We start from the raw sequence: 26,889 nt of genomic DNA on the forward strand, positions 1-26,889 counted from the left end.
TGTCATTTACTTACAGGCCTATACGTACACCCAATTGTGCCGACCGGAACTGTGGCTCCAAACCGGTGTCGACACCACGCGCAAAAGGCATACTTGCTGCACTAAACTCCGGATCATAACCTAAATAATGAGTGAGCACAAATACATTGGTGCCGGTTGCATATACCGTTGCCGACCGGAGCAGGCTACCCTTTACCGGAATGTTATAACTTAGAGCAACATTTTTAAGGCGCAGGTACGAGCCATCCTCAATCCAGCGGTCAGAAAAACGCGCGTTACCGGCCGGGTCGCCCCAGGCTGCACGCGGCACATCTGTTGCCTGGCCGTTGTTGCGCCAGCGGTTAACGGCAATCTGCGTTTGGTTTTGCGCCCCGCTGAATGACTCGAGTGAGGCGCGCGTGCTGTTATAGATCTGGTTGCCGAAACTGAAAGTGAACATCGTGCTTAGCGTCCACCGCTTATACGTCAGCGTATTGGTATAAGCGCCCAAAAAGTTTGGGTTCGGGTTGCCGATAACCTGCATATCCTTACTGTCGATAACCTTGTCGTTGTTTACATCGGCAAATTTTACATCGCCGCCTTGTGGAGCTATTGAATTTCCTTTGCCATCCCTGTAGCTCAGGCCCGAAGCAGCAGCTTCGGCATCCGACCGGAAAATGCCGTTGGTTTTGTAACCGTAAAACAGGTTAGCAGGCAGGCCGGTAGCTGTAAGGATGGTAGCACCGCCATAGTTGGTAATAAAGCTGCCCAACGGCAGGCTAAGCACCTTGTTACGATTGGCAGCGATATTGATACCCATATCCCATTTCCAGGCCGTTTTATCGATCAGCCGGCCGTTAATGCCCAGCTCGATACCATCGTTACGCATACTGCCTCCGTTGCTTACCGTATAGTTGAAACCCGATGCAGTGATGGCCGGTTGCAGGATGAGCATGTCGAAAGTTTTATCGCGATAAGCATCGATGCTTACCGTCAGGCGCTCGTTCAGTACCGAGGCATCGATACCTAAATTTAGTTTGGATGTGGTTTCCCATTTCAAAGCCGGGTCGCCGATGTTGCCGCGCACCAGGCCCTCGCGGTTTACAAAGTTTTGAGAAACATAGTAAGTCTTGGCTGTATAATTGCCTATGTCGTCGTTACCCGTAAAGCCATAACTTGCCCGCAGCTTAAGCGATTCGATAAATTGGTAATTGGCCATGAACTTTTCGGAAGAGATAAGCCAGGCAGCTGATAAAGAAGGCAATGCCGCAAATTTAAGTCCGTTAATAGTAAGCGAGCCCGGTATTGCTGTACCAAACCGCGATGAGCCATCTACCGCCAGGTTAAATGACAGGAAGTATTTGTCGAACGCGGAATAGTCAGCATTCAGATAGGTATTCAGCCAGTTCCATTTTCCCAATGAGCCGCTGATGTTGCGGGTTGAGTTAACCGTGCCCCCAAGGGTAACAAAGCTATCGCTGGCGGTATTATATCCTATGCCATTGTCCGATTCGCTGCTGTTGCCGGCATACCTGAAACCGAGATTTGCCGAGAGTTGCTGCGATGGGTTCAGTTTGGTTTTATAAGCCAAACGGGTGTCGTTGTATATCGACTGAAAACGCTGCACGTTGGCCTCTGATTCATCGGCGGCAATAAAGTTGCTGAAGGCCTGCGGCGCTATGCCGTTTGCCGGGATAAAAATATTCTCGCGTACCTTGTCGAACGTGAGGCCCAGCAAGCTGGATAGGGTTAGCTTTTTGCTGAGGATATAATCAAACGATGCCGAACCGAAAAACCGGTAGCTGCGGTTAATATCCTGCACTTTGGTGCTTACGGCCGCTAAGGGATTGCTGATGCCAAATATATCACTGTTAGCAACATTGGGCGAGAAAGCGCCGGTTGAAGAAACTTCGTAAGGCGACAGGAACGGTGCTTTTACCAAGGCAAGGTATAGAGGGTTGGTGTTGTAGGCCTCGCCCTGGTCGCGAAGGTCCTGCTGGCTACGGGTAAAAGCCACATTGATCTTACCCACCAGTTTTGTAGATAGGTTAAGATTAGCATTAAAGCGGGTTTCGTAGCGTGTAAGGCCGGTGTTATCAGTTAACCCATTGGTTTTTAAATAGCCCATAGATAAGGCATAAGTGGCAATATTGTCGCCGCCTGATACTTTTAAATAGTAGTTTTGACTGTAACCGCTGTTGGTTACCAGGTTTTGCCAGTTGGTGTTTTGATGATAGGTGTAATAATCCGGATTAGGGTTATCATTAAAATAGGGCTGCGATTGTATCGTTGCGTCAGTCATTCCCGGGGCTGTTTTCAATAAATCCGCAAGATAAATGCGGTAATCGGCAGCATTCATCACCGGCAGTTGTTTAATGTTGGAGTTATACCCGCCGTATGCCGAAAAATCCAGGCGGGTGGCAACGTCCTTAGCGCGGCCGGTAGTGATCAGTATAACGCCGTTAGCCCCCCGTGTGCCGTACATGGCTGCACCGTCTTTAATCACAGTAACGTTGTCGATATCCTTGATGTCGATATCGGCGAATTTGTTGCTCACATGTCCTGCAATCATCGAATTACCGTAATTGCCGGTGTCGTATATCATTCCATCAACAATAACCAGCGGCTGGGTAGTGGCAAAGAGAGAGTTAAACCCACGCAGGTTCAGATCGGCGCCTATGTCCGGAGTGCCTGAGCGCCTTACCGCATCCAGGCCGGCAACGCGGCCCTGCAGATAAGTATCCGGTGTTTCTGCCGGTCGGTCCCAGCTGCCCTGGGTATTGATCGGGGATACGGCATAGGGCGTGTTGTTTTTGGATTGCAAGCCATAAGGCAGGGTAACCAGGCTATAAGCCGAGTTGTATGATTCTTCGAACAGATCAACATTCACGCTGGTATGGCCCATCAGGGCTATCTCTTTACGCTGATAACCTGGCCCTGAAATGATTAACACCGAATTGCTTCGGGGAACATCTATTTTAAACGCGCCCTTATCGTCGGCCAGGGCGGCAGAAAATCCGGCTACAGATATATTGATACCCGGCAGCGGCTTGCCTGTGGCCGCATCTTTGATAATACCGCCTACCTGTATTTTTTGAACTGCTGCATCCTTTGTACTGGCCCTGGCAGCAGGAGCCGCCTTTTGGGCAAGTACTGATCCCGCTGCGGCAACCAGAACACTTTGTAAGAGAAGTATTTTTGCCGGTTTTGTAAAAAATTGCATAAACTTTTATGTATAAATAAAACGTTAATTAACTGGGACCAATTTGATATAATCGAGCGACAGCGCCGCCGGGGCAGTACTGGTTACACCCGTAGCCGATACCAGGAAGGTATACAGCGAACCATAATTGGCCGACGTATAGGTGCCCAGGTAAACTTCGTTGTAATTCAATACGCCCGATGAGTTATAGCCTACGGTGGCCAGCTGAGTTTCTGCCGCTTTAGGGTAATGAGATGTTAAGCTGAAATCCACCTTCATGTTAAAAGGCGCGGTAAGAATATCGTTTACTGCACGCCAGTAAACCTGGTATTTTACCGAGTTAACCACCGGCTTATACCTGTAGTAGTAAAGCGGATCGGGGCTTGAGGTTATGCTGGCGCTCTGTATGTCGGTATACTTTACTCCTGCGGGTGTCTTCTTGGTTTTAATCGAAACTGCCGAGGGCACACGCAATGAGTCGGGCGCTTCTCCCTGTATGATAATGTTAGGTATCTTGTTTTGGAACAAGGTATAGCTGATACTGTTTACCACATAAGCCACGCCGTTGCTTAATTGCTGGGTGGAAACAATAGCGCTTTTATCCAGGTGTATTTTTACGCCGCCGACAGAAAGCATCGAGTCGGGCAGACTATTAATATCGTACACGTGATTGATCACCAGATCTTTAACCACAGCAAACTGTGTAGCTGTATCTGTTGACGCAGCTGATGAGGTTACGGTATAATATTTCCCCATCTTGGCCCTCTCCGCATCATAAGCTTGGTCGTTTAAGATGATGTAAGTAACCAGGCTGTCTTCGCTGCTGATATCAGAAACTCTTTGAAAATAGGTGTTTTTAGTTACCGGGAAGGTAGTTCCGGGCTGGAACACTGTTTTTTTAGTTGCCGGGTCGGTATAAAGCTTCACACCTTTGGAGGTATCCGTTTCGGTATGGAACAGGCCCTGGATAAAAGCTTTCTGCTTACTGCCAACCGAGCTTAACAGATACTCGTAAGCATTTGGCTTGGGAGCCGATGCAGCATCGATGGTGTGCAGTACGCCGTTGTTTACATACACATCGGCTTTAACGATGTTGGCATCGTCGAAAGCAGTTGCCGTAAATGTGATATTTTTGCCGCTGAGTGTCCTGATCTTTAACGATGGCTGCGGCATCCGCACAAAATAGGCCTGGTGCGAGATGTGGTTCTGAACGAATTTTTTGAGTTTGGCTGTGTCTGTGAGGATCGATGGATCGATATTTTTCATGGCATTATCGGTTGGCGCCCATACGGTAAACGAGTTTGATGAGGCCAGCACTTTATCGTATCCTGTTTTTACCAGGCAGTTGTTGAACTGGCTCAGATCGCCGGTTTCACTGATCTGCCGGGCCAGGGTTTTGTCGAGTGCAGGGTCGGTTACGGAGTCGCGGTTATCCCAGCTTTTTTTACAGGCCGAGAATAAAACAACCGCCAGTAATACTATCGCGCCTATGGTATATGTTATTTTATGTCTGATCATTTTTTTGATAATTCGTATCGGTATTACTAATTCATTGAATCGTTATGGGATTATTGATCCATCCGGGTTAAACTTAGGGATCTGCTGATTGGCGTTAGCAGGGATAAACTGGATCATATCGATGTTATTGGTGGTCTGCGATCCGTTTACCCCGGTCAGCCTGAACCAGTATCTGCCGGTGGTGGTGACATTAACCACTCCCATCAGCCTGGCAACCTGCGAACCCGCGGTATTAGCCATATAGATCTTAAAACCGATAGCTTCTTCGGCATCCACATCGGTAACAGATACGCCGTTAACCGTTTTAGTTAAACCCGGGCGTTTGGTGATAAAGTTTAGCGTGCGCGCGTTCAGCAGCGGATCGCGGGTCGTGGTACCGTCGAGCCCCATCGAAGCGGAAACCTCGCACTGCGTACCACCGTTGCTGGTCGATTGCTGTTGCTGGTAATAGCCTACCCAAACTTTATATTGCCCGCGTACCAACAGCGGTGTCCTGAACTCAACCCAGTTTGGATAGCTGCCGCCCGGTGCACTGAGCGGGCATTTGAAAATATCCACGTTGTAGGATGTTTTACTTGTGCCCTGGCCGGTGCCGTATACATATTGCGGAGTATTGGCTGTGTTGGAGCTGATCGGCCCCGAAAATTTGATATCGGCTACAGTCTGCATATCGGCATCGGTGGTATAGATATAGGTAGCCTTTTTGTAAACGGCAGTATTTTTCATGATATCCGGAATGGCGCACACATCAAAAAATACGGCATACGGATAGCGCACTTTAATTACAAAGTTTTTGGATGCGTCGTGTAAAACGCCGTTGCTGGCCGACACATCGCTGTACGGGCGGTTCAGGATAAAACCGGGTTCATAAATGCCGTTAAAAGTATCGTCGTTAATCAATACGGTCTGGCCTGAAAGTTTGGTTGTTAATACCTGCGACGGGGCAAGCGTGCGCTGTGCGGCATCCAGGATAATGTCTGCAAGGTATTTAGCGCCATAGATAATATGATTGTCCATATACAGGTGCAAGCTATCGGTCGGCAGCTTCGGATTGCCCGTATTCGAGTATTTTGCCAATACCGATGCATAGTTGCTGAAGCCTGCTGCATTATACACCGAATCGGTCTGGGCAATTACCGTTAGCCAGCGTTTGGTACTATCGGGGTTATTGGCTGGTACCACGTTCAATGTATCATACAAGGTTGTGGCCTTTAATATCTGCGTAAAAATGCTGTATTTGGGGTTTGCCTCAATGGTTTGAGCCAGTGTTAAACGGGCTGGTATCAGTACGTGGTCTATCGTGTGGATAAGGCCGTTGCCTACCACAATATTAGGCGTAATAATGTATGCCTGCCTGTTTACCCATGTTTTTGTCACCCCGGCAATATTAACCGATTGGGTGATCAGGTACTGGCCGTACATCGTCAGGTTCGGCAGCTTCCCATCGGTAAAGCGTGAGGTTGGGATCGAATCCTGTAATAAGTGGAATCTTACAAAATCTTTCCAGTCGCTTGCGCTGATATCATCAACACTGCTTTTACCCAGGTCTTTCAGATACTGCCTGATGGCCGCGTTTGTAGGTGCAAAAAAGGTATACGAGCCGTAGGCTTTTAAATAGGATGCAGTTCCGGCCTTATCGAGTATTTTGCTCAACTCGGAGAAGTCTGCGTTGTTTTGAAAATACTGGGTAATGTTTACCGTATCAGAGGTGGTGTGTTTGATGGTTTCTTTCACGCAACCCCACATGCAGATCAATAATACGCCTGCGAACAGGGCGTATGCGATTGGTTTTTTAAAGTTTCTTTCCATGATCTTGGTTTTTATTGGTAAAATGGATTTTGAACCAGCAATCGGTTTGTTTGCAATTCGGTTGAGAAAATTGGCATATAATGGCTGCGGTGATCGCGGAATTTATTGATCACCGTTTGTTGTTTTGCGGGCAGTGCGCTTGAAGCTACGATATCCAGCAATATGTTTTCGTTAGCGTAATTGTTGCGTTTGGCATTGCGTAGTATATCGTACCATCTTTTACCCTCGAAGGCGAATTCGCGGGCACGCTCGTTAAACACGTAGGTCGAAACCGCCAGCGCCGATGTTGGATCGGGATCGGAAACGGCGGCACTGTTTATAGAGCTAAGCGCATGGCGGCTGTTGCGTACCTGGTGAACCAGGGTGATTGCCTGTGTGCCGTTAGTAACGTCGCCGGGTTTAACCCAGGCAAGCGCCTCGGCTTTCATCAGCAATACATCCGGGTAGCGGTAAACAAACCAGTGCGTGTAAGATGTAGTGGTGGTTTTATTGCTTGTATACTTGATGATGGAGCCATTCGACTCGAGATAGGAAGTGCCGCTGCCCCTGATATCTTTATCTGTTGCGTCGTTGGGGTCTATACCATAAAGATTGCCGGATACGATCCAGTCGGCGGCCATGAAATCGTGCGATGTATTGGCGAACATATCGTAAAAAGGATTGAGCGCCTGCAGGTTGTACTGAAACTCAAATATGCCTTCAACCGAGTTGCCGTTGGTATAAACATTATTCAGAAAATCATTCGGCTGGATACCCGCAGGTAATAACTGGTACATATTCGACTGGATAACCATATCGCAGGCATTGATGCATTTTTGGTAATCTTCCATCCACAGATAGGCGTCGGCCAGGATGGTGGCAGCGGTATACTTGGTGATACGGCCCTTATCATCTGCTATATTGCCATAAGACTGTACGCCGTTTTGTACCCCAAATTGCAAATCGCTGATAATCTGATTGTATACATCCTGCTGGCTGCTTTTAGCTATCGGTTTAATGTCGGTATCGGTTACCGTAGGGTCGAGCTTTAAGGGTACTTCGCCGAATGTGCGCAGCAGGTAGAAATACATCAGCGCCCGAAGTGTACGGGCTTCAGCCAGATAGGAATTTAATGCGGTTTGAGTTAAGGTGTTATCATTATTAATAACAGTAGGCCCGTACTTGATTACATTATTGCAGTAATTAATAGTGCGGTAAATAGCTTCCCAATTCGACAGGCTGTTTGTTGATACCAGGTCGTCGTGCATCATATCCAACTCATCGCGCTGAAGCGTGCTTAAGCCCGATGTTGACAAGCCCGAAGCAGCCGGATCGTTCGTGCTTTGTACCATATCGGCACGCAGCTCTCCCCAAATGAACAGGTACTTGGCCAAGGGGATTGTTTTGGTAGTAGTAGGAACGATGAGCGACACGTAACATCCTGCAACAGCGGCACCTAATTGCTCTTTTGTCTTCCAGTAATCTTGCTGCACCAAACCGTCCTGCGGTTTGGTGTCCAGGTATTTATTGCACGAAGACGATATACCGGTGGTGAATATTACTACCAGTAACAGAAACTTATATTTAATTTTTTTGATCATTTTGCTCTTGTGCTAATAGTTAAAATCCGATGGTGACACCTACAGTATATTGAATTGCCGGCGGCGTTAACGCATTATCAACCGGGTATGAGAACGGGTTAACCGAACCCACCGTCGATACATCAGGGTTTTGGCCGGTATAGTTCGTCCACGTAGCCAGGTTTTGGCTGGTGAGATAGATGCTGGCCATATGTAATTTTAGTTTTTGCAGCAAAAGTTTTGGCAGGTTATACCTGGCAGTAACTGATGCCAGCCTAACGAATGACGCGTCTTCCACATATCGGTCGGATCCCAGCCAGTTGTAGCCGGCCCCGTACAGCGCTCTTGGTATGTCGGTTACATCGCCCGGGTTGCGCCATCTTCTTAAAACAGCAGTGCTTTGATTGTTTACGCCATACATATTGGTTGTTGTAATTTTGGCGCCGTTCACAATGTCGTATCCCCAGCGGAAGTTGAAATATGCTTTCAGACTGAAATTACCGCCAATAGTGATGGTAGGTCCGAAACCGCCCACAAATTTTGGGATGCCATTGCCGAGGTAAACCAGGTCGCGGTAATCAATATTGCCGTCGTGGTTAATATCCTCGTACATCGCGTCGCCGGGCTGGAAAGTATAATCGACCTGGGGATAGTTATAGCGCATATAAACCACCTGCCCGTTCGGCCCGATGATTTGCCTGCCGTTCTCATCGGTAGCAATGGTTGCGGTTTTATCCTTATAAACCCCTTTATATTTAAAGCCGTAATACGAGCCAAAAGGGTTACCGATGATGAGGTATGATTTGTATTTGCCCAGTCCCGGCACGCCCACCGAGCTTTCGCGCGGGTAATCATCAGATACAGAGGTAATGCTGTTTGCGTTACGGGCGATGTTAAAATCAAAGCCAACGATCAGCCTTTTGGTTTTAATGGGCACGGTATTAAGGCTCACTTCCCAGCCGTTGTTGTCCACGGTACCGATATTCATATCAACCGATTGAAAGCCATTGCTGCTCGGTATAGCCAGGCCCTGGTAAAACAGGTCTTTCGTGGTGTTCTGATAAAACTCAGCATCAGCTATTACCCTGTTATTGAACAGGCCCAGGTTTATCCCCAGGTTTTTTCCGATGAGCGTTTGCCATTTTAGAGATGAAAGCTGAATGTTTGACGGGGCAACCGCAGCCACACCGTTATAAGTGGCATTGAACGGAGTATACGTGCCATAATAGCTTGCATCCGGAGCCTCGCCCGAAGCACCATAGCTTAGTCTCAAGCTCAGTTCGCTCAAAAACTTAAAGCTTTTCATGAAGCGCTCATCCGAGATGCGCCAGCGCGAGGCAACACCAGGGAAAAAGCCGTAACGGTTGTTCGGGCCAAATTTTGAGTTACCGTCAACCCGGCCGTTAACACTAATGATATAACGATCGAGGAAGGAATATTGACCCTGCAATAACACACCTACGCTGCGCGACAGTCCCTGAACCGAGTTAAGTGATGGGTTTATTTCGGTTGCATTAGTCGGGTCCTGAAGGAACGACGAAGCAGTATTCGCAGTCGAAGAGGTATACGAAGCAGTATTGGTTTCGTTGGTTTGCAGCGACAGCAAAGCCTGCAGGTTATGCTTGTCGCCTAAGTTTGGCGTGTAAATAAAATTTATTTTCGATTGTACGTTATACGAGTCGCCATCATTATCGCTGGTTGCGTTAACGCTCTTATCGGTACTTGGCAGGCCGGTGGCTATCTGCGGCAAAAACGTTTTCGATTTACTGTTATTCACATCAAACTGCACATCGACCGTTGATACCAGCAGCGATGGCAGCATATCGTATTGCAGGGTAAAGTGCGGGGTAATGCGGTCGCCGTACAGGTGGCTCACACCGGTATTGGCCAAAGCCAGCGGGTTATAGGTATCCGGGTATTTACCTTGTATGTTTGATGCCGGCGAAAAATAGACCGATGTTATATTGCCGTATTCATCATAAGCATAAGGAGCCATATTAGGCATTTTATTATATGCCACCGAGCGTAACGAGCCATCGTAATTAAGGCTGTTGTTGATGTGGGTGTAGGTCAGGTCGGTACGGAAGCGTAATTTATTCGATACTACGTAGTCAAGGTTGATCTTGGCGGTGATACGGTTCAGATCAGTTCCCAACGTAGTACCGCCCTGGTTTAGATACCCCACAGATGCATAATACCTGGCCTTTTCGCCACCGCCGCTCATCGATATGTTATGATCCTGCGTATAGGCCACGCGGGTTATTAAGCCTATCCAATCGGTATTGTTGCTGTAGTTGTAGTAGTAATAAGCATCTAAAGGGTCGTGCTGAAAAGCTTTGTTCTGGCCGTTGTTGCCTAAAAAATCCAGTGGCACGCCGGTTGCGTTCATAAACTCTTCGGGTATCAGCGTTGCGTATTGGTCGCCGTTAAGCATCGGGATGGATTTGGGCTGTTTGCTTGCCGTTCCCCTGAAATTATAAGTAACAACGGGCTTGCCCATTTGCCCCCTTTTGGTATTGATAATTAAAACACCGTTTGCCGCCTTGGAGCCCCAGACTGCTGTCGCGGCAGCATCTTTTAAAACTGTAATGTCTTTAATATCCGTTGGCGCGATGTTTAATAACTGGCCGAATTGCTGGTCATCGGCCGTGCCGAAATTAAAATCGGCAGGTATCTGGGTTTCATAAGGCATGCCATCGAGCACGATAAGCGGTTCGGCATTACCTGTTATAGACGCGGTTCCCCTGATGCGGATGGTCATCCCGGCACCCGGGTCGCCCGATGATGAACCGAAATCGACGCCCGGCATACGGCCCGCAAGCGCCTGATCGATCGACGAAACCTGGAGCTCTTCCAGATCCTTGGCGTTAACAGTAGCGGTTGCCAGGGTGGAGTTCCGGACGTCAATATTTAAGCCGGTGCCTGTATTTACGCTACGGCCGTTGCTCACAATATTAACCGTGTTCAGGTTATTCTCACTGCTTTCAAGCAACACGTTGATCTGTCGCCTATCGCCGATTGAGCCCGACAGGAATGTTTTGTAGCCTATGTACGATACCGAAAGCTGGTTATTGGGGTTTGAGATCTTGATGGCATAGTTACCGTTAATGTCTGTGGTTACCCCCGTTACGGTACGGTGATCCTTATCAAACTCGATAACCGAGGCCCCGATAATTGCCTGCCGGTCTTTTTTATCAATTACCTGCCCGCGTATGGTTACCCCTTGCGTCGCCTGTGCCAGCGACCGGGTACAAAATACGCCGGAAGCTATCATTAAAAGGCAAAAGCTTTTAAGTAAAGATGATTTCATGTATGATGGTTTAAATTGGTCTCCTCTTTTGTTAGTTGTAATTCAGATAGTTATCAATAGAGTGAATTACCGTACGATTGGACAGGTTATTACTTGTGCTCACCACTACGTTGGCGTTCACACCTTTATGATCGGTAATGATCATACTGCCCGGCTGATTGGTCACATTTACATAAGTTGCCCCGCCCGATTCGTTGGTAAGCATGGTAATAAAGGTGTTCGCTTTTTTACCATCCGGAACTATCGAAGCGCCATTGATGATATGATACAGGATGAACTTCCGTACCAGGTCGATATCCAGTTGCGCAGTAGGCGCCGAGGTTGGTAACGCACCTGTAGTTTTGTTGCCGGGCAATAAACCGGCCTTGATGGCATTGGATATGGCCGCATTTGTCGGAACCAGGATAGTGTAATTATTATCGGTGCTGGTACCTACGCCGGTGATTGCCTTGGTGCTGGTATTGTAAATGTTGGAAGTTGACAGGATGGTATAGAACGAAGAGTAGCTTGCAGGGTACAATGCTGCCAGGTTTTGCAGGTGCTGCCCAACGTTATTTGAGGTGAACGACAGCAGGCCATCAACATAGTATACCGTGCCGTTGATAGCTGAAGCATCCGTTGCAAGCACCCGCAGATCTGTACCCGAATCAACCGTTCCGCTGGTTTGTATGCGGTTGTTGTTGTATTTGATGTACTCGTGGTTAATGGTTTCGATAATACCGCTGCCGCTCAGGTTGGCCAGGTCGATGCCGGGCAATACACCGGTTTCGAACATGCGCAGCGCAATATCCCGGTAAACCAGGCTGTGCGAATAACTGGTCGATGTTGACGCTTTATAGCCCCAGGCCGTAGTGCTTGTACCTGCGCTGGCATCGTTGTAGCGCCATCCGTTAAGCGTTAAAACCGAATCGGACATGATGAAGTACGTATTTTTTACACCGGGTTGTGTAATTTGAGGTTTAATACCGGTTGGCAGGTAAGCTTCTGCCTGGTAGGTCATGTTGGTTTTAGGGTCGAGGTACGGGATGCCGTAAATAGTGCGGAACACGTTTGCTTCCTGCGATTTATTTACACCGTAAAATATACCGTTGCTTAATATTTGCTTGTCAGCGATATCGGTACCTGCCATGGTCGTTCCCTCAAGTTCGTAGTTTGTGCCGCTTTTAAACTGGCTCGGCCATAAGCTCGAAGGCCACATCGTCGAATTGATAAAATCGATCACAACCGATGGTTGAGCAGTTTTAAAAAAAGAGCCGCCAAGCTTGGCTAATATCTTTTTCCGATATGCGTTCATGGCCGCATTGTTCGGCACCACCATCGACCAGCCATTGGATTGCGATGCATTGGCGATATACGACGAAGTGAGCGGATCCTGATAGTTTTCGTTATTTGGCGAAAATGCCAGGCGCCCGTCGTACGAACGGATATAAACCTGGTCGTTTGAGCCGGTAGCCACAAAAAAGTTGTGCGTTACGTAAGCATCCTGATTAAAAAGCGCTAACGAGTCGAGCAGTTTTTTAAACTCGCTGTAATTTGAATTAGAAACCAGGTATTGATCAAAGCTTTTAAGCGGTACAATAACCTGATCAATTTCGTTTACAAAGCCATTGCTCGATACGATATCCTTAGTGATCACCTTAGCCCCGGCTACATTAAACCCGGTATAGGTAGTATTGGGGTAGAATGCCGTATAATCTGATTGCGAGAGCCCGGCGGTAGATAAAAACGCATCAGTAAAGTAAGGGATGTACTTGTTATTGTTATCGCCATCCATATAATTATAGGCTGTAGCGCCGCTTTTATAGCCGTTATTGCGGTTGGTGGCTATGATTCGGCTATGTACCCCGTCCGAAAACGGTTGCACCCAATCGTAATAAGCGGTTTTGCGTTTAAAGGCCTGCCCTGCAACACCGGCTGTGCCTGCTGTCTGGTAAATGCTGAGCTGGTCCTGGCGGTAACCGTTAAATACAAGCGAATACTTTACAATTGATTTAGCCAGCGAATCGCTTACCGTGGCATCGGTTAAACCGGTTGCGGTATAGTATTTTTCGAAAGCGGCATCGTTTGGCGCAAACATTGTCCACCAACCGGTTGTGCTTAAAATGTCTTTATAGCCGGCTTTGGTTATAATCGCCGTAAAATGCTTGAAATTGCCCCGCTCCTGTAAGGTCTGAAAAATGGGGTCGCCTATGTTTCCGGGAGCAGCGTAGTAGTCATCAAACGCCTTTTTCTTGCAACCGGTTGCCACAACAAGCAACAAGCCTCCCAGAACGGTTAGTCGTAAAAATCTAATCATACTTAATTGTTTATAATGATTTACTATTCGCCCCGGTGGCGACATTAATTGGTTTACTAGCTGGCAATGCTACTGCCCGAGGTTTACGATCGGAGATACTGATAGAATCGCCTGGGCGTTTGATCTGAGATCAAGCCTGGTTTCTTAAAGGATCGCCGTTGAATACGACAGGCAGAGTTTATAATTGATGCTCAAAAGTATCCTGCTTTGGCATAAATAACTTTCAATAATTGACCTATTGCTTTAGATAATTAACCAAAAAAGGCTTTATAAGACTAATAAATGCAGTTTTTAAATTTTTTGGAACAGTAAAGTAAAGCTTATGCGGGCGTTTAATGTTTGGATGGCATTTGGGCGTAAACGGGCCGGTCATCTGCTGATCTGGTTCGCGCTGCACAGCTGGGGCAGGTCGCCACATGACAGTTTATTGGATTCAAAAGTGATATATTTGAAATCCATCGATGGATATGCTGCCTATTGTGTTTCGGCGATTGTTGTAATCGCAAAATTACCCACAGGGAGCAAATATTGAACCAATTGCCCAAATCTAAACCTCAATGAGATACCTTTTCATCTGCCTGTGCGTATTGTTATCAATAACGGCGTATGGGCAAATCAAAAGCGAGATCACCCATTATGGTACCAAAGATGGCCTTTCGCACGATGGCGTTATCTGCATAACGCGCGATAGGGAAGGGTTTATGTGGTTTGGAACTTTTGACGGTCTGAACCGTTTCGACGGGCATAATTTTGTTGTCTATAAAGGCCGGCCCGGTGATAGCTCCATAGTTCACTCCGACAAAATAAAGGATATCGTAGAAGATAAGGCCGCTTATTTATGGGTTCAGACATTCGATTACAAGGTCTACCGTTTTGACAAGGCCACCGAAACCTTTGTGGACCCTTTCCAGGGATATTATAAAAAGTTTCACGACGAGCAGCTGATCATCGATAAGATCATTGCCGACCCTGCAGGCGGCGCGTGGTTTATTACCAAAAGGCAGGGTTTGTACTATGTGCAAAACAGGTCGGGCAAACCACCCCTGCTCGTTTACTACTCAAACGACCAGCAAAATAATTTACATATTAAGGGCGACCGGATCAACTTTCATCACATCAGTAAAGATGGTATGTTATGGATCGGGTCGGCCGGCGGCCTCGATGCTTTGGTACGGAAGGATAATGGCAGCTATGATGTGATTAAGTTTGACCCGGCATCAATCCGGGAGATATCTAATACTACGTTTAAATGCATCACAGAGGGCTCCCGGCTGATCTATTTTGGTACCGCAAACGGGCGGCTGGTAATTTACGATAAAATCCGGCGGACGTTTGTATCGGTGCAGGTTACCGGCGGTGTTTCTGTAAATGGTATCTGTATAAAGGATGCCAGTGAGGTTTACCTGTCTACCGGCGGCGAAGGGCTGATCAGGTTTAACCTTTCGACGCATCAGAAAACGCCGGCTAACATTAATGATCATGCTGTTTACCATTCCTTGTATAAAGACCGGATGGGGCAGATATGGATGGAGCCTGATGGAAACGGCGTTGTTAAGTACAATCCGCAAACGGGCATCATTAAATCATTCGCCCAGAAACCGGATTATCTTTCATCAAGCCGGGGTTATCATGTAGATACCGATGTTAACGGCATTTTGTGGGTTAGCATGCGGGGCGGTGGTTTTGGCTATTATGATCCGGTTACAGACCAGGTCGATTATTTTTTTGATGAACCGGGCTCGCCTTTTCAAAAATTTTCCAATGTGATCAATGCCTTATATTTCGATCCCAGCGGCATTATGTGGCTCAGCGGCAAGGATGGGGGGATATTCAAGATCGCTCCGCTGGCAAACGGGTTTAAATATACCCAGCCGGTTGCAAAACCACGCTCGCGGGCAGAAAACGATGTGCGTGCCATGATGTTGGATGCCAAAGGATTGCTTTGGATAGGCACGATGGATGGCCTGGTACATGTATATGATCACAACAAGGAGATAAACGCATTTGCAAACCACTTCAACCATATCGGTTTTGTTTACTCGATCATGCAGGATAGCAAAGGCAACGTTTGGATGGGGACTAAGGGCGATGGTTTATTTAAAGCTACGCCGGCAAATAACGCTAAAACATCGTATAGTTTAACCCAGTACCGGACTATTCCGGGAGATGTAAACAGTTTGAATAATGATAAGGTTTACTCGGTTATTGAGGACCACAAGGGCAGGATATGGGTAGGCACTTTTGGTGGCGGGATAAATCTTCTCGTTCCCGAGGGCAGTTCTTATCAGTTCCGGAATTGTTTTAATACGTTCCATAACTATCCTTTCCCCCAGGCTAAAATGGTACGCGACCTTTGTGAAGATAATGATGGTAACATTTGGGTGGTAAGCGGAAACGGGGTTTTGGTTTTTGACGGAAATAAGCCGGATAAAGACGATTACAACTTCATAAACTACAAAAAAATAGCCGGCGACCCGAATAGCCTGGCGACAGACAACGTGCAATATATCTGTAAAGATAATACCGGGCAGCTTTGGCTGGGCAGCTTTGGCGGCGGTATCAGTAAGGTTATAGTTGATAGTCACGATATCCGTAAGGTAAAGTTTAAAACGATTACCACGGCAAAAGGATTACCTAACGATGTGGTGCTTAGTATGATGGCCGACAATGAGAATAACCTTTGGATAGCCACCGCTGCCGGTTTGGCATGCCTGGATACCAGGGCTGAAACTTTCAGAAACTACGACCCTTTTGAAGCCAGCATCAAGACAAACTTTTCTGAAGCCGCATGTTTAAAAGCGCCCGATGGCAGGTTGTTTTTCGGCTGCCTCGATGGTTATATTTCATTTAAAACAGGCGAGATCAGTACCCGCCGTTTGCCGGCGAACATGGTGTTGACGAATATGCAGGTGTCTTATAAAAATGTTATACCCGGTGTCGAAAATTCGCCTTTGAAGTACACCGTCAACGAAACAAAATCTGTAACACTGAATCATGACCAAAATGCGATCAGTATAGATTATACGGTGCTGGACTACCGGAATTACAGCAAGATCAGCTACAGCTATAAATTAGAAAACTTTGATACCACCTGGCATATTGTCAACGATCTGCATAAAGCGATCTATACCAACCTGCCCCCCGGAACATACATCTTCAGGGTTAGGGGTTATAGTGATGATTTGTTCTCGAATGTGCCCGAAAAAGCCCTGCAAATTATTATCAGGCCACCTGTTTATCTCACCTGGTGGGCCTATCTGATCTACCTGGTGCTGGCGGGCAGCGCCCTCTGGTTAACGGGCAATATCATTACTACAATGATCGGGTTACGCAATAAAGTAGAAGTTGAGCGGCAACTGACCGAGGTAAAGCTCTCGTTTTTTACCAACATCTCGCACGAGCTCCGTACGCCGCTAACCTTAATATCAAACCCGCTGGAAGAGCTCTCTGAAACGGAAACCCTCTCTCCCAAAGGCCGTGAGTATTTCAAAATCATTAACCGTAACGTAGCGCGGATGGTACGTTTTACAAACCAGTTGCTTGATTTCAGGAAGGTACAGAGCGGAAAAATGCAGTTGAATATTGTAAAAACTGATCTTAACTTGTTGGTCAGGGAAACCGGTGCATATTTCTTAACTGCTGCCAAAGAGAAGGATATTAAATATGATATCCAGGTACCGGCAAAAACAATTTTTGCATGGACTGACCCCGGGAAAATAGAAATCATTATTTATAACCTGTTATCAAACGCCTTTAAATTTTCGCCGGAAGGTAAAAACATTACCCTGGCTTTATCCGAATCAAAAGATGGCGAATGGATAGAAGTAGCAGTAAAAGACGAAGGTAAGGGCGTGAAACCGCAGCAACTGGAAACCATATTCGAGCTATATCACGAAGATCAAAGTGCGAACGATACCCATTTGAAAGGTACGGGCATAGGTTTGGCGCTTGCCCGTGGTTTGGCTCAAAGCCATAAAGGGAGGTTGTCGGCACATTTGAATGCTGCAGGCGGTATGGCATTTATATTAGAACTAAGGTTGGGCTGCGACCATTTCAGCCTTGAAGAACTTGGCGAAGCGGCGCAGTTTCTTGCAACCGGAGTGATTAACGGAGAACAGATACCAGTCCCCGAGATTGTAACGTACAATACAGCTGATGCCGGCCAGGCGACAGTACTGATTGTAGAAGATGACCCCGACCTGCGCAATTTTCTTGAAAATAAACTGAACAATCATTACCAGGTATTAACCGCTACCAATGGTTTGGAAGGTTTGAACGCTGCAAGAAGCACTTACCCGGATATTATTATCTCGGATGTAATGATGCCTGAAATGGATGGTATACAAATGCTGGATAAAATTAAACACGACCACGATGTCAGCCATATCCCGGTTATTTTACTCACGGCCAAATCGTCGGTCGAGAGCCGGATTAACGGGTTAAAATACGGTGCCGATTTTTACCTCACCAAACCATTCAGTAATGCCCTTCTGTTAGCAGCTATCGAAAATTTGCTGAGCTCGCGTAAAAAGCTGTTCGAAAGATTTACAGGTGATCAGGCCGACAAACCATTCCATTGGGGTAAAGAGACCAATTTACCCGTCATGACCTCAAAAGATGAAACCTTTTTAGAGGATGTGATCAAAATCGTGGAACAAAAGCTTGGCGATCAGGATTTTAATATTGATGATGTGGCATCCGAGATCGGCATGAGCAGGACAACCTTTTTCCGGAAACTGAAAAGTCTCACCTCGTTAAGCCCTGTCGAGTTTATGCGTGAGCTTAGGCTTAAACGGAGCAGGCAGATACTCGACACAGGGAAGTATACGATATCGGAGGCAGGCTATATGTCTGGTTTCAACAGTCTGGCCTATTTCAGTACATGTTTCAGGGATAAATACCAGGTATCTCCCTCGGCTTATCTCAAGCAAAAGAAAGCCGAGGAATAGAGCGAGATTACCCGGGCGGATGGATAATTGGAGATTGGTTAGAAGAGTTCACTTTCCTTTATCAAGCACCTCAAAAAATATTTGTAAGCGGCTGCCGTTGGCATCAACCAGGGTGAGTTTATGCTTGCCTGCCGACGGGTTTAGAGCGAATTGGTGATAATCGACAGTTTCACCGATATAGCGGTCGTCCAGGTGCCAGAAAATTTTGATGCCCCCGTTGCGGTGCGCGGCAGTGCATATCATACGCCCCCGGCTGCCGTCGGCTTCCAAAGGCACGTATACCTTAGCGCCGTCTTTAGGATAGATAAGCTCCATGGTTCGCTGCTGGCGCGTTTGCGGGCAATCGGGCCTGAAAGGGGGCAGTTGTTTATACTGGTAGTTTTTGCTGCGGTAATAATACTCCATTGATGGCGGCAGCACAAACCACGATTGGTGGACCATATTGGCAGGCGGTTCGCAATCGCCGGTTACCTGCCATTTGCGGCTGGCATCCAGGTGCACCAGTTGGTGGAAGGAGCATACCGGGGCTTTCAGTCCGGTTTTTGGTACCCATAGGGTATCCACATCATCACAATATTCACCGGCACGGTAACCACTTTCGCGGCAAACGCCAATGCGGGCCATCTCGCCCATAGGCATGTCAAACCAATCGCGGGTAACCGGTAATTGGCGAAAGATCTCGAACATGACAGGTGCGGCTGTACTCACACCAATTAAGCCGGGCCTGCCTTCGCCATTGGTATTACCTACCCAAACACCAACTACATAGCGGGGCGTTATGCCTATCGCCCAGCCATCACGGAAGCCAAAGCTGGTGCCGGTTTTCCAGGCGATGCGCTGGGTGGAGCTAAATTGTTGCCATAACAGCTCGTCGCCGGGGCGCATTACTTCTTCCATAGCCTGTAGCGTATAATAAATTGATCCTGCATCGAGCAGGCTGCCTTTTTCCAATACCGGCTTGGCTGCTTCGGCTTTGGTGTAGCAAGGGTTATGGAAGTCGGCACGATCATAAAGGCCTTTATAACGATGATAATGGTTAAGTACCCTGGCCATATCCGCGTAAGCGCCACTGAGTTCCCACAAGTTGTTTTCGCCGCCGCCAAGGATGAGCGATAACCCATAAAAATCGGCGGGTTGTTTTAAGGTGGTGATACCCATGGTACGTAGCAGCGCATGGAAGCGTTCATATTTATATTGCTGCAACATACGCACCGCCGGGATATTGAGCGAGCGCGCCAGGGCCTTTGAGGCAGGAACCGCGCCATCATAACCAAGATCGAAATTCTCAGGATGATAGCCCGCTATTTGTGTGGGGATATCGGGAATGATGCTGTTGGGCAGGATGAGGCCATCGTGCATCATGGCGGCATAAAGCAGAGGCTTTAGCGTGCTGCCCGGGCTGCGCGGCGCGGCTATCACATCTACATTGCTCTCCAGCTCCGGCTCATCGGTATGGAAGATATTGCCTACATAGGCCAGTGTTTGGCCGGTTTCGACATCCAGCACAATAGCTGCCGCGTTACGGATATCGTTTGCTTTGAGCACCTGGTGATGGCGTTCTAAAATATCGGTAACATTTTGCTGCAGTACCGAGTTGATGGTTGTGGTAATACGGGTGCCGTTTTGCTGGTTAGCCGCATGGTCGTTCTTAAAACGGTCGAGCAGGTGTGGTGCAAGTTGCGGAAGTGGGACGGGCCTTTCGGGCACGGGCTCGGCTTTGGCCAGGCGGGCTGTTGTAGCATCGATAACATGTAACCGGCATAACTTATCTAACAGACTGTTGCGTTTTTTGATCAGGATGAGCTTGTTTTTGCCGGGATGCACCAGCGATGGCGAGTTGGGTAATACGGCCAACGCGGCCATTTCGCCCCAGGAGAGTTTATCCGGGCTGCGCCCGAAGTATCGCCATGAGGCGGCATCCAAGCCAACCACGTTACTGCCGAAAGGCGCGTTGCTGGTGTAGAGTGCCAGTATCTCGGCTTTGGAATGGGTCAGCTCCAATCGCATGGCGCGGAAAATTTCGACCACTTTTTGCCAGATGGTACGGTCGTTACGGGTTGCCAGCCGGATGACCTGCATAGTTAAAGTACTGCCGCCGCTCACCACATGGCGGGCTTTGATATCCTGTTTAACGGCCCGGGCCAGTGCCATGGGATCGACACCCGGATGATGCTCAAAACGCTGGTCTTCAAAAGCGATGATACAGGCCTTAAACTTGGCCGGTACATTGGGATTATACGGAAAGCGCCATTGCCCGTCGGACGCTATGGATGCGCCTAAAAGCTGCCCATGGTCATCATCTATCACAAACGATGTTGGCGCACGGAACAAATGTCGCGGTAAGCAAAACCAGAAGAAGAGCAGGAATGCCAGCGTTACAGAGCCGAGTACAATTTTATTTCTTTTGGATTTCACCGATTATTTGCAATTACACTGATCTGTCTCTTTCAAGCGCCATTGCGAGGCACAGCCTGTGCCGAACTTGTTTCGGTAAAGCAATCTCTATGCTATACAGGTGCGATTAACACATCGATCATCCTATGTAGAGATTGCTTCGCTACCGCTCGCAATGACGTTTTTATTTTTATTTACTACTTACCACCCACCTCTCACTATTTCACCACATTAACCCATTGCCCTTTTGTCATGGCGCTTATTGATTTTTGATACATGGCCTCACAGTATGGCGCCGATTGATAGAAGCGGCCCAGGTAAGCTGCATTAAGCATTACGTAATAGGTAACCTCCTTACTTTCGGGCAAACTAAAATAGGTATATACACGGTCGTCGCGGATGTCGATATAGTCGGACGGTGATGGTTTAAAGGCTTCTTCATTATCCATCATCCGGGTGTTGAGTATCTCCCAGCCCGAAGGGAAGATCTGCGAGAGCGCCATATTATCATAACGGCCACGGCGGCCTGGATTTTTGATGGTGACCTGCGCTACAAAATCTGTCCCCTGTTTCAGGTTTGACGGATCTACCGGCTGGCCTTTTAAATTAAAGTACGATACACGCATCTGTAATACATCGGGGTTATCGATGGATTTGACATCATCGCCGCTTACAGGTTGCCCTTTTTGGATGAGGCGCACGTATAATTTGTTCTTGCCTGTGTTTTGCAAGGTTACCCTGCCCGACTGTGCTTTTACCGGCAGCGACCAGATATACGATGCTGAGCTCACGTTAGCCTTTGCTCCGCCCGCCTGGTAATTAAACAGCAACTTGCTGCCGCCGGTATTTTTGCCGCAGTATTCGGCAATAGCGATAAGGCTGTAGGCGGTGGTTTGGGTGCTGTACCAGGTATCGATGGATAGTTTGGATGCGATATTACGCATTACTGCCGATGCCTGGTTACGCTGGCCCAATAAAGTGAGGGTTTCCAGGATCATGGCATCGTCGCGCAGATCAGACCCATAAGTGCCGTACAGGGTATAGTAAGGCTTGATAACGGTTGGTAAACCGGCTATCATATTGGCAGCAACTTCGGGCTGGCCAGCCAGTTTGTAAGCCGCAGCCAGTCGCCATTTAGCTTCTACGCTGATGTACGGAAACTCTTTCAGCCTGTTCATGGCACCAAGTTCGGGAGCGTGCGCCAATGCCAGTAAGTACAGGCGATAAGCTTGTACCAGGTCGGCTCCGTAAAAGCTGCGCGAGTCGGGCGCCCAGGATAATGCTGTTTTGCGCTGGTAGTTTTTCCAATGATCGATAAAGCCAACTGGCAGGGTGTAACCCGCCGCTTGTGCCGCCAGCATAAAATGCCCCGCATAGTTGGTTCCCCATTCATCGGCTTCGCCTACGCCGGGCCAGTAGCTCAGGCCGCCGCCCGCTACCTGGAAGCCGTTTAACCGGCTGATACCCGATTTGATATTGCGGCTGGTTACGGCTTTTTGATAGTCGGAAAGATCGGTAAGCTGCGCCAGGAACAATTGCGGAAATACGGCCGAGGTGGTTTGCTCCACGCAGCCATACGGATATTCGATCAGGTAATCCAACCGTTTGGCCAGGTTGATAGCGGGGATAGTCGATGCTTCGAGGGTGGTTTTGTTAGTGCCGTTCATGCCGATGGCTTTATAATCAGTAGTGTAGGTTTCGCCGGGCAGCATTTCCTTTTCGGTCACTTTGGTGATGGGCGGGTTAGGGTTACGAACTTCCAGTTCGACATCGTAAGCCGCCTTTTCGTTACCGCTTTGCGCGAGCACTTTTACTTTACCTACGCCTATGAAATCTTTCACAGTAAGGTCGAAAGTGACCATCTGTTCGCCGGTTTTGGTAAAGGTTACCGTTTGGCGGTTGTTGCCGGCAAGGTTACTGAATGCGTTGGATTGTACCTCGAGGTTAACCGTTTTTACATTATTTTCCATCGCGAAGACGGTTACCGGCAGCTGCACTTTTTCCGACGGGCCTAATACCCTTGGCAGGGTAGCCAGTATCATTAACGGTTTCTTTACAGCAACTGCTTTATCGGCAAAGCCGTAACTGCCCTGGTGGCCGGCAATCACCATCGCTTTAACCGAACCGATATATTGCGGCAGCGTAAAGGCGTGGGTTTGCCTTTCGCCCGCGCTGAGGTGGAACGGCCCCATAAATTTCACTACCGGTTTAAAACGGTTTACCGAAATGTTTTTGTTGAGCGATTTACCGCCGGCGTCGCCGCCAATGCTCAGGATACGTTCCAGATCGCTGCCGAAAGCGCCGATCACATAATCAAACAGATCCCAGGTTTTGACACCAAGGGCTTCGCGGGCGTAGAATGCGCTGTGCGGATCGGGTGTTTTATAGTTGGTAATATCCAGCAAGCCTTCGTCGACAATGGCTACGGTATAGGTCATCTCTTTACCTGATGCTTCGGATATGGTAATGGCCGAAGTAGTTTCGGGCCGTATCTTATCAGGCATATTGATCACCGGTTTCAATATCGTTTGCGGGTCTTCTATCAATAGCGGGATTGCGCCATACATCCGTATCGGCAAATCGTTTACCGTTTGGGAGTGCGGCTGTAACAGGGTAACATTCACAAACACATTGGGAGCCATGTTGGCTTCTACCTTAAAGTGGTACTGTGTTTCGCCTTTTTGCGTATTGATCCAATCGGTTTTTAAAACCCGGGTGCCGTTCTCAAAACTAATGAGCGCGCGGCCATTAGCCATCGTTGGGATGGTGAGCACGGCATCTTCGCCAACTTTATAGCTTGGTTTGTTCGAGGTGAATGAGAGCATCGCGGCCTCGGTCGGGTTATCCTCCTGCAAACGCTGGGCGTAGTTCGGCCAGTCGAAATAAACGATCTTACCTGTTGAGTGCCCGGTTTGTTCGTCTTTAACGCGGATAAGGTAGCGGCCCCAGTCGGCCTCGGCAATTTTCAGGTTCCATTTGCCACGGCCGCCGTTAAGCGTAACTGTTTCGGTGCGGATGAGCTTATTGTATTTGTCCTGCGTAAAGTTGCTTACCTCGTCGCCGCTGCTATCCCACCACCAGCGCCATTGTATCTTATACAACTCCACGCTTACATTGCGCCTGCCGCCAATAAGGTTGCCTTTGGTATCTACATCCGCAATATCAAACTCGTGGTTGCTGCCCGTTACCAGCATCCCCGAAAGGGCATCGCCTTTTTCGGCTTTTATACCTACATAACCCGGGTAAACGTTGTACGGGATACTTACCTGGTTGATGCTGAAGTTGCCGCCCGGTTCGAATACTTTAACCTCGAAATTAGCTTTCAGCTGGCCGGGAGCCTGTTTTTCTACATTCACGTCGGCGTTGATGATGGTGTTACCTTCGGCATCCAGATGCCCGTCGAAAACGTTTTGGACCTGGGTGCTGAACGCCAGGGTAGGATCATCAAAATCGTAACCCTCAAAGTTTTTAAAGGTGGTTTTTTGTGATGACAAATAAGCATCGACTTTTGCCTTAAGGTTTTGCGCGATGCCGCCGAACAGCCATTTGGCATTTAAGGTACCGGTGGTGTTTTGCCCTTTAGTCAGTTCTTTCTGGTCGCCGAAGCTCAGGTTCAGTTTCAGGCGGTTAGGCATAATGGTTTCCACCTTGATGTTCTTCTCAAACATTGCCCCGCCAACTTTTATCTTTACTTTCCAGTTACCGGTAATATCATTGGTTTGCGTTGCCAGGTGGAAGCTGTAAAATCCATCAACCGAAGCGGTGCGGGTAAGCGTGGTGTACAGTTGCCCGGTGGGGTTATAAAAGTTCAGCTCTACGGGGTGGTCGGGTGGTAACTTGTTTTGTTTGTCTTCCAAAATAAAGGATACAAAAATGCTATCGCCGGGGCGCCATACGCCGCGTTCGCCATAGATAAAACCTTTTAAGCCGCTTTGCACCTCTTCGCCGCCGACGTTAAAGCGGGTTAGGGGCAGTGAGTTGCCATCGTCCAGTTTCAGATAGCCACGCTCATCGCCGCGTTTGGCCACCAGCAGATAAGGCTTGCGCTTGATATCGAATTTAGCCAGCCCGTAACTATCGGACGTGGCTTTGTAGATCACCTGTTTCTGGTAATCCAGCAGGTCGAGCTCGATATCCGAAATAGGCTGCGCGGTAATAATATCGGTAGCAACCACTATCATGCTGTTATCGGTGCCCCGTTTGGCCACCAGGCCTATGTTTGATGCGATGATGTTACGTGTGGCCCATTTTTGTTTGGTATAATAGCTATCGGTGCAGGGGTTATCCCTGTCGCGCCAGTTGTAGCCCGATGGGTAATAGCTATCGTAGCGCGACCAAAAGCTGTCATCCTCATCAATAGATGCCTGATTGCTGCCCTCGTCGTACTCGCCTTCGTAATGGTATTCATCGTCGGCATCTTTCAGGGTCGGCCCGCCGTCTTTGCAGCTATATAACGAGTATTCTTTACGGAAACCGATGATCACCCGGTAGATCGCTCCCGGCTCGCTGCGGAAGAGCTTGTCGATATCGAGCATAAAGCGGGTTTTTTTATTGAGGTTTACCGATTTATCGCCATCCAGACGGATGGTTTTTTGCACGATGGGTTTGCCTACGCGGCGCAGCTCATTATCGCCGTTGATATCATTATTTTGGAAATATTGCGGCACGTTGTCTTCGTAGATCTTGATAATACTGACGTCGACCGCATTTAAATTAACCGCCTCGAAAGGCATTAATAACTTGCCCGAGCTTGGCAAAATAACGCCTTTGCCGGGGATGGTAACTGCCGGGAGCTTATTCTCGAAAAACACATTGGCCGTGTAGCTTTTGGTTATTTTTTTGTGGGATATGTTTTCGATGCCCGGGTTTACAAATACGCTGTAATTGCCATCAAGGCGTTCGGTAGCATAAACTTTAACCTGGCTGCCGTCGATAGTATAAGCCGGTTCGGTGGTGTTGCTGATGCCGATCAATCCGTTTAGCTCCTGCCCAACCATGATCGCATCCGAAAACTGGATGAGCACGTATTGTTCCTGGTCCTGCACGGCTTTAACATCCAGTACCCTGAAATCGCCGATGGCAGGCACATCGTATTTTTGATTACCCTTTTTGTCGACATTCAGCGGGCTGCCATCCCACGAAACCGTAACCGGGTTCACACCATCCGCCAGTCGCTTTAGCTTATCGATGGTAAACGTATGGGTATGCGTGTAAGCGTTGTGCTGCCAACTGATATGCGTATCCGACGAGTAGTTTACCGCGATGATCTTTTCGATCAGGTCGTTCTTTTCGGCATCGGCGGTTTGGATCACGCCTTCCAGCTTCATCATATCCGTTGCTGTGCGTGTGGATGTTTGCAGGCCGTTAAACGTTACGGTATAATCGGGCCGAATGGTTTGGAAGTCGAACTTAAACTCGTCGTACCGATCAGGTACTTTGATCACTTTGCCCAAAGCGAACTTAGCATTGTATTGTGTATTGGGGTCGAGGTTTTTTTCGGGTTTAAACTCGATGGTGCGCGCATCAACCCAATAGGTTTTGCCTTTTACCGATGGCGATATATCGATGATACCATCGGGCAAAACATCGTTTTGCACATGCATCCCTTCCACATTGCCGGCCAGCCTGATGCGTATGCCGCTTTCTTTAGAAATGACACCCGTGGTGTACGATTCGATGTACTGGCTAAACGTACTATCGAGCCCCGTTTTTTTGCTTTTGCGAACAAAATAATAAGTAATTGCGCTTGCCAGTATTACGAACGATAAGGCATACAGAATGCCCGCTTTACTAAAAAGAGAGCTTTTAAATGACGACATGATGTGTTGGGATTTGTGATGTAAATTATAAAATTTATAACACAAAATACTTTT

9 protein-coding genes are annotated in these 26,889 nt (G+C 48.0%); 1 reads left to right on the top strand and 8 read right to left on the bottom strand.

Translation table 11 applies throughout. The annotated features are described in order from the left end of the window. Positions 1 to 10: 10 nt before the first annotated feature. Genes BEL04_RS11600 through BEL04_RS11625 form a run of 6 tightly spaced genes read right to left on the bottom strand, consistent with a single transcriptional unit; the run spans position 11 to position 13,673 of the window. Positions 11 to 3,202: a SusC/RagA family TonB-linked outer membrane protein gene (locus tag BEL04_RS11600; RefSeq protein WP_066003933.1), complete on the bottom strand. Its 3,192-nt coding sequence runs from the start codon at positions 3,200 to 3,202 to the stop codon at positions 11 to 13. Between the two features lie 24 nt (positions 3,203 to 3,226). Further along, entirely contained in the window at positions 3,227 to 4,699 is a 1,473-nt protein-coding gene (locus tag BEL04_RS11605) for a fasciclin domain-containing protein (RefSeq protein WP_066003936.1), read from the bottom strand. A gap of 42 nt (positions 4,700 to 4,741) precedes the next feature. After that, complete coding sequence (locus tag BEL04_RS11610; protein ID WP_066003941.1) at positions 4,742 to 6,508, bottom strand: fasciclin domain-containing protein; 1,767 nt, start codon at positions 6,506 to 6,508, stop codon at positions 4,742 to 4,744. Positions 6,509 to 6,519: 11 nt separating this feature from the next. Beyond that, positions 6,520 to 8,088 carry a RagB/SusD family nutrient uptake outer membrane protein gene (locus BEL04_RS11615; protein ID WP_066003943.1) on the bottom strand — a complete coding sequence of 523 codons (1,569 nt, stop codon included), beginning with the start codon at positions 8,086 to 8,088 and terminating at the stop codon, positions 6,520 to 6,522. A gap of 19 nt (positions 8,089 to 8,107) precedes the next feature. Continuing rightward, on the bottom strand, positions 8,108 to 11,377 hold the full coding sequence (locus tag BEL04_RS11620) for a SusC/RagA family TonB-linked outer membrane protein (protein WP_066003945.1): 3,270 nt from the start codon (positions 11,375 to 11,377) through the stop codon (positions 8,108 to 8,110). A gap of 31 nt (positions 11,378 to 11,408) precedes the next feature. Then, positions 11,409 to 13,673: a fasciclin domain-containing protein gene (locus BEL04_RS11625; protein WP_175404066.1), complete on the bottom strand. Its 2,265-nt coding sequence runs from the start codon at positions 13,671 to 13,673 to the stop codon at positions 11,409 to 11,411. A gap of 557 nt (positions 13,674 to 14,230) precedes the next feature. On the opposite strand from BEL04_RS11625, the gene BEL04_RS11635 reads away from it, so the two are divergent. Continuing rightward, positions 14,231 to 18,622 (top strand): hybrid sensor histidine kinase/response regulator transcription factor, encoded by a 4,392-nt coding sequence (locus tag BEL04_RS11635; protein WP_066003948.1) that lies wholly within the window; start codon positions 14,231 to 14,233, stop codon positions 18,620 to 18,622. A gap of 48 nt (positions 18,623 to 18,670) precedes the next feature. Here the strand turns inward: BEL04_RS11635 and pbpC are convergent, their stop codons facing one another. Both pbpC and BEL04_RS11645 read right to left on the bottom strand, forming a co-directional pair. Then, positions 18,671 to 21,037 (bottom strand): penicillin-binding protein 1C, encoded by a 2,367-nt coding sequence (gene pbpC, locus BEL04_RS11640; protein ID WP_066003950.1) that lies wholly within the window; start codon positions 21,035 to 21,037, stop codon positions 18,671 to 18,673. A 197-nt stretch (positions 21,038 to 21,234) separates the two neighbouring features. Beyond that, the gene (locus BEL04_RS11645) at positions 21,235 to 26,835 is read right to left on the bottom strand and encodes an alpha-2-macroglobulin (RefSeq protein WP_066003952.1); all 5,601 of its coding nucleotides are present in this window, start codon (positions 26,833 to 26,835) and stop codon (positions 21,235 to 21,237) included. Positions 26,836 to 26,889 lie beyond the last annotated feature (54 nt).

The sequence above is a fragment of the Mucilaginibacter sp. PPCGB 2223 genome (assembly GCF_001705515.1).
Classification (GTDB): domain Bacteria; phylum Bacteroidota; class Bacteroidia; order Sphingobacteriales; family Sphingobacteriaceae; genus Mucilaginibacter.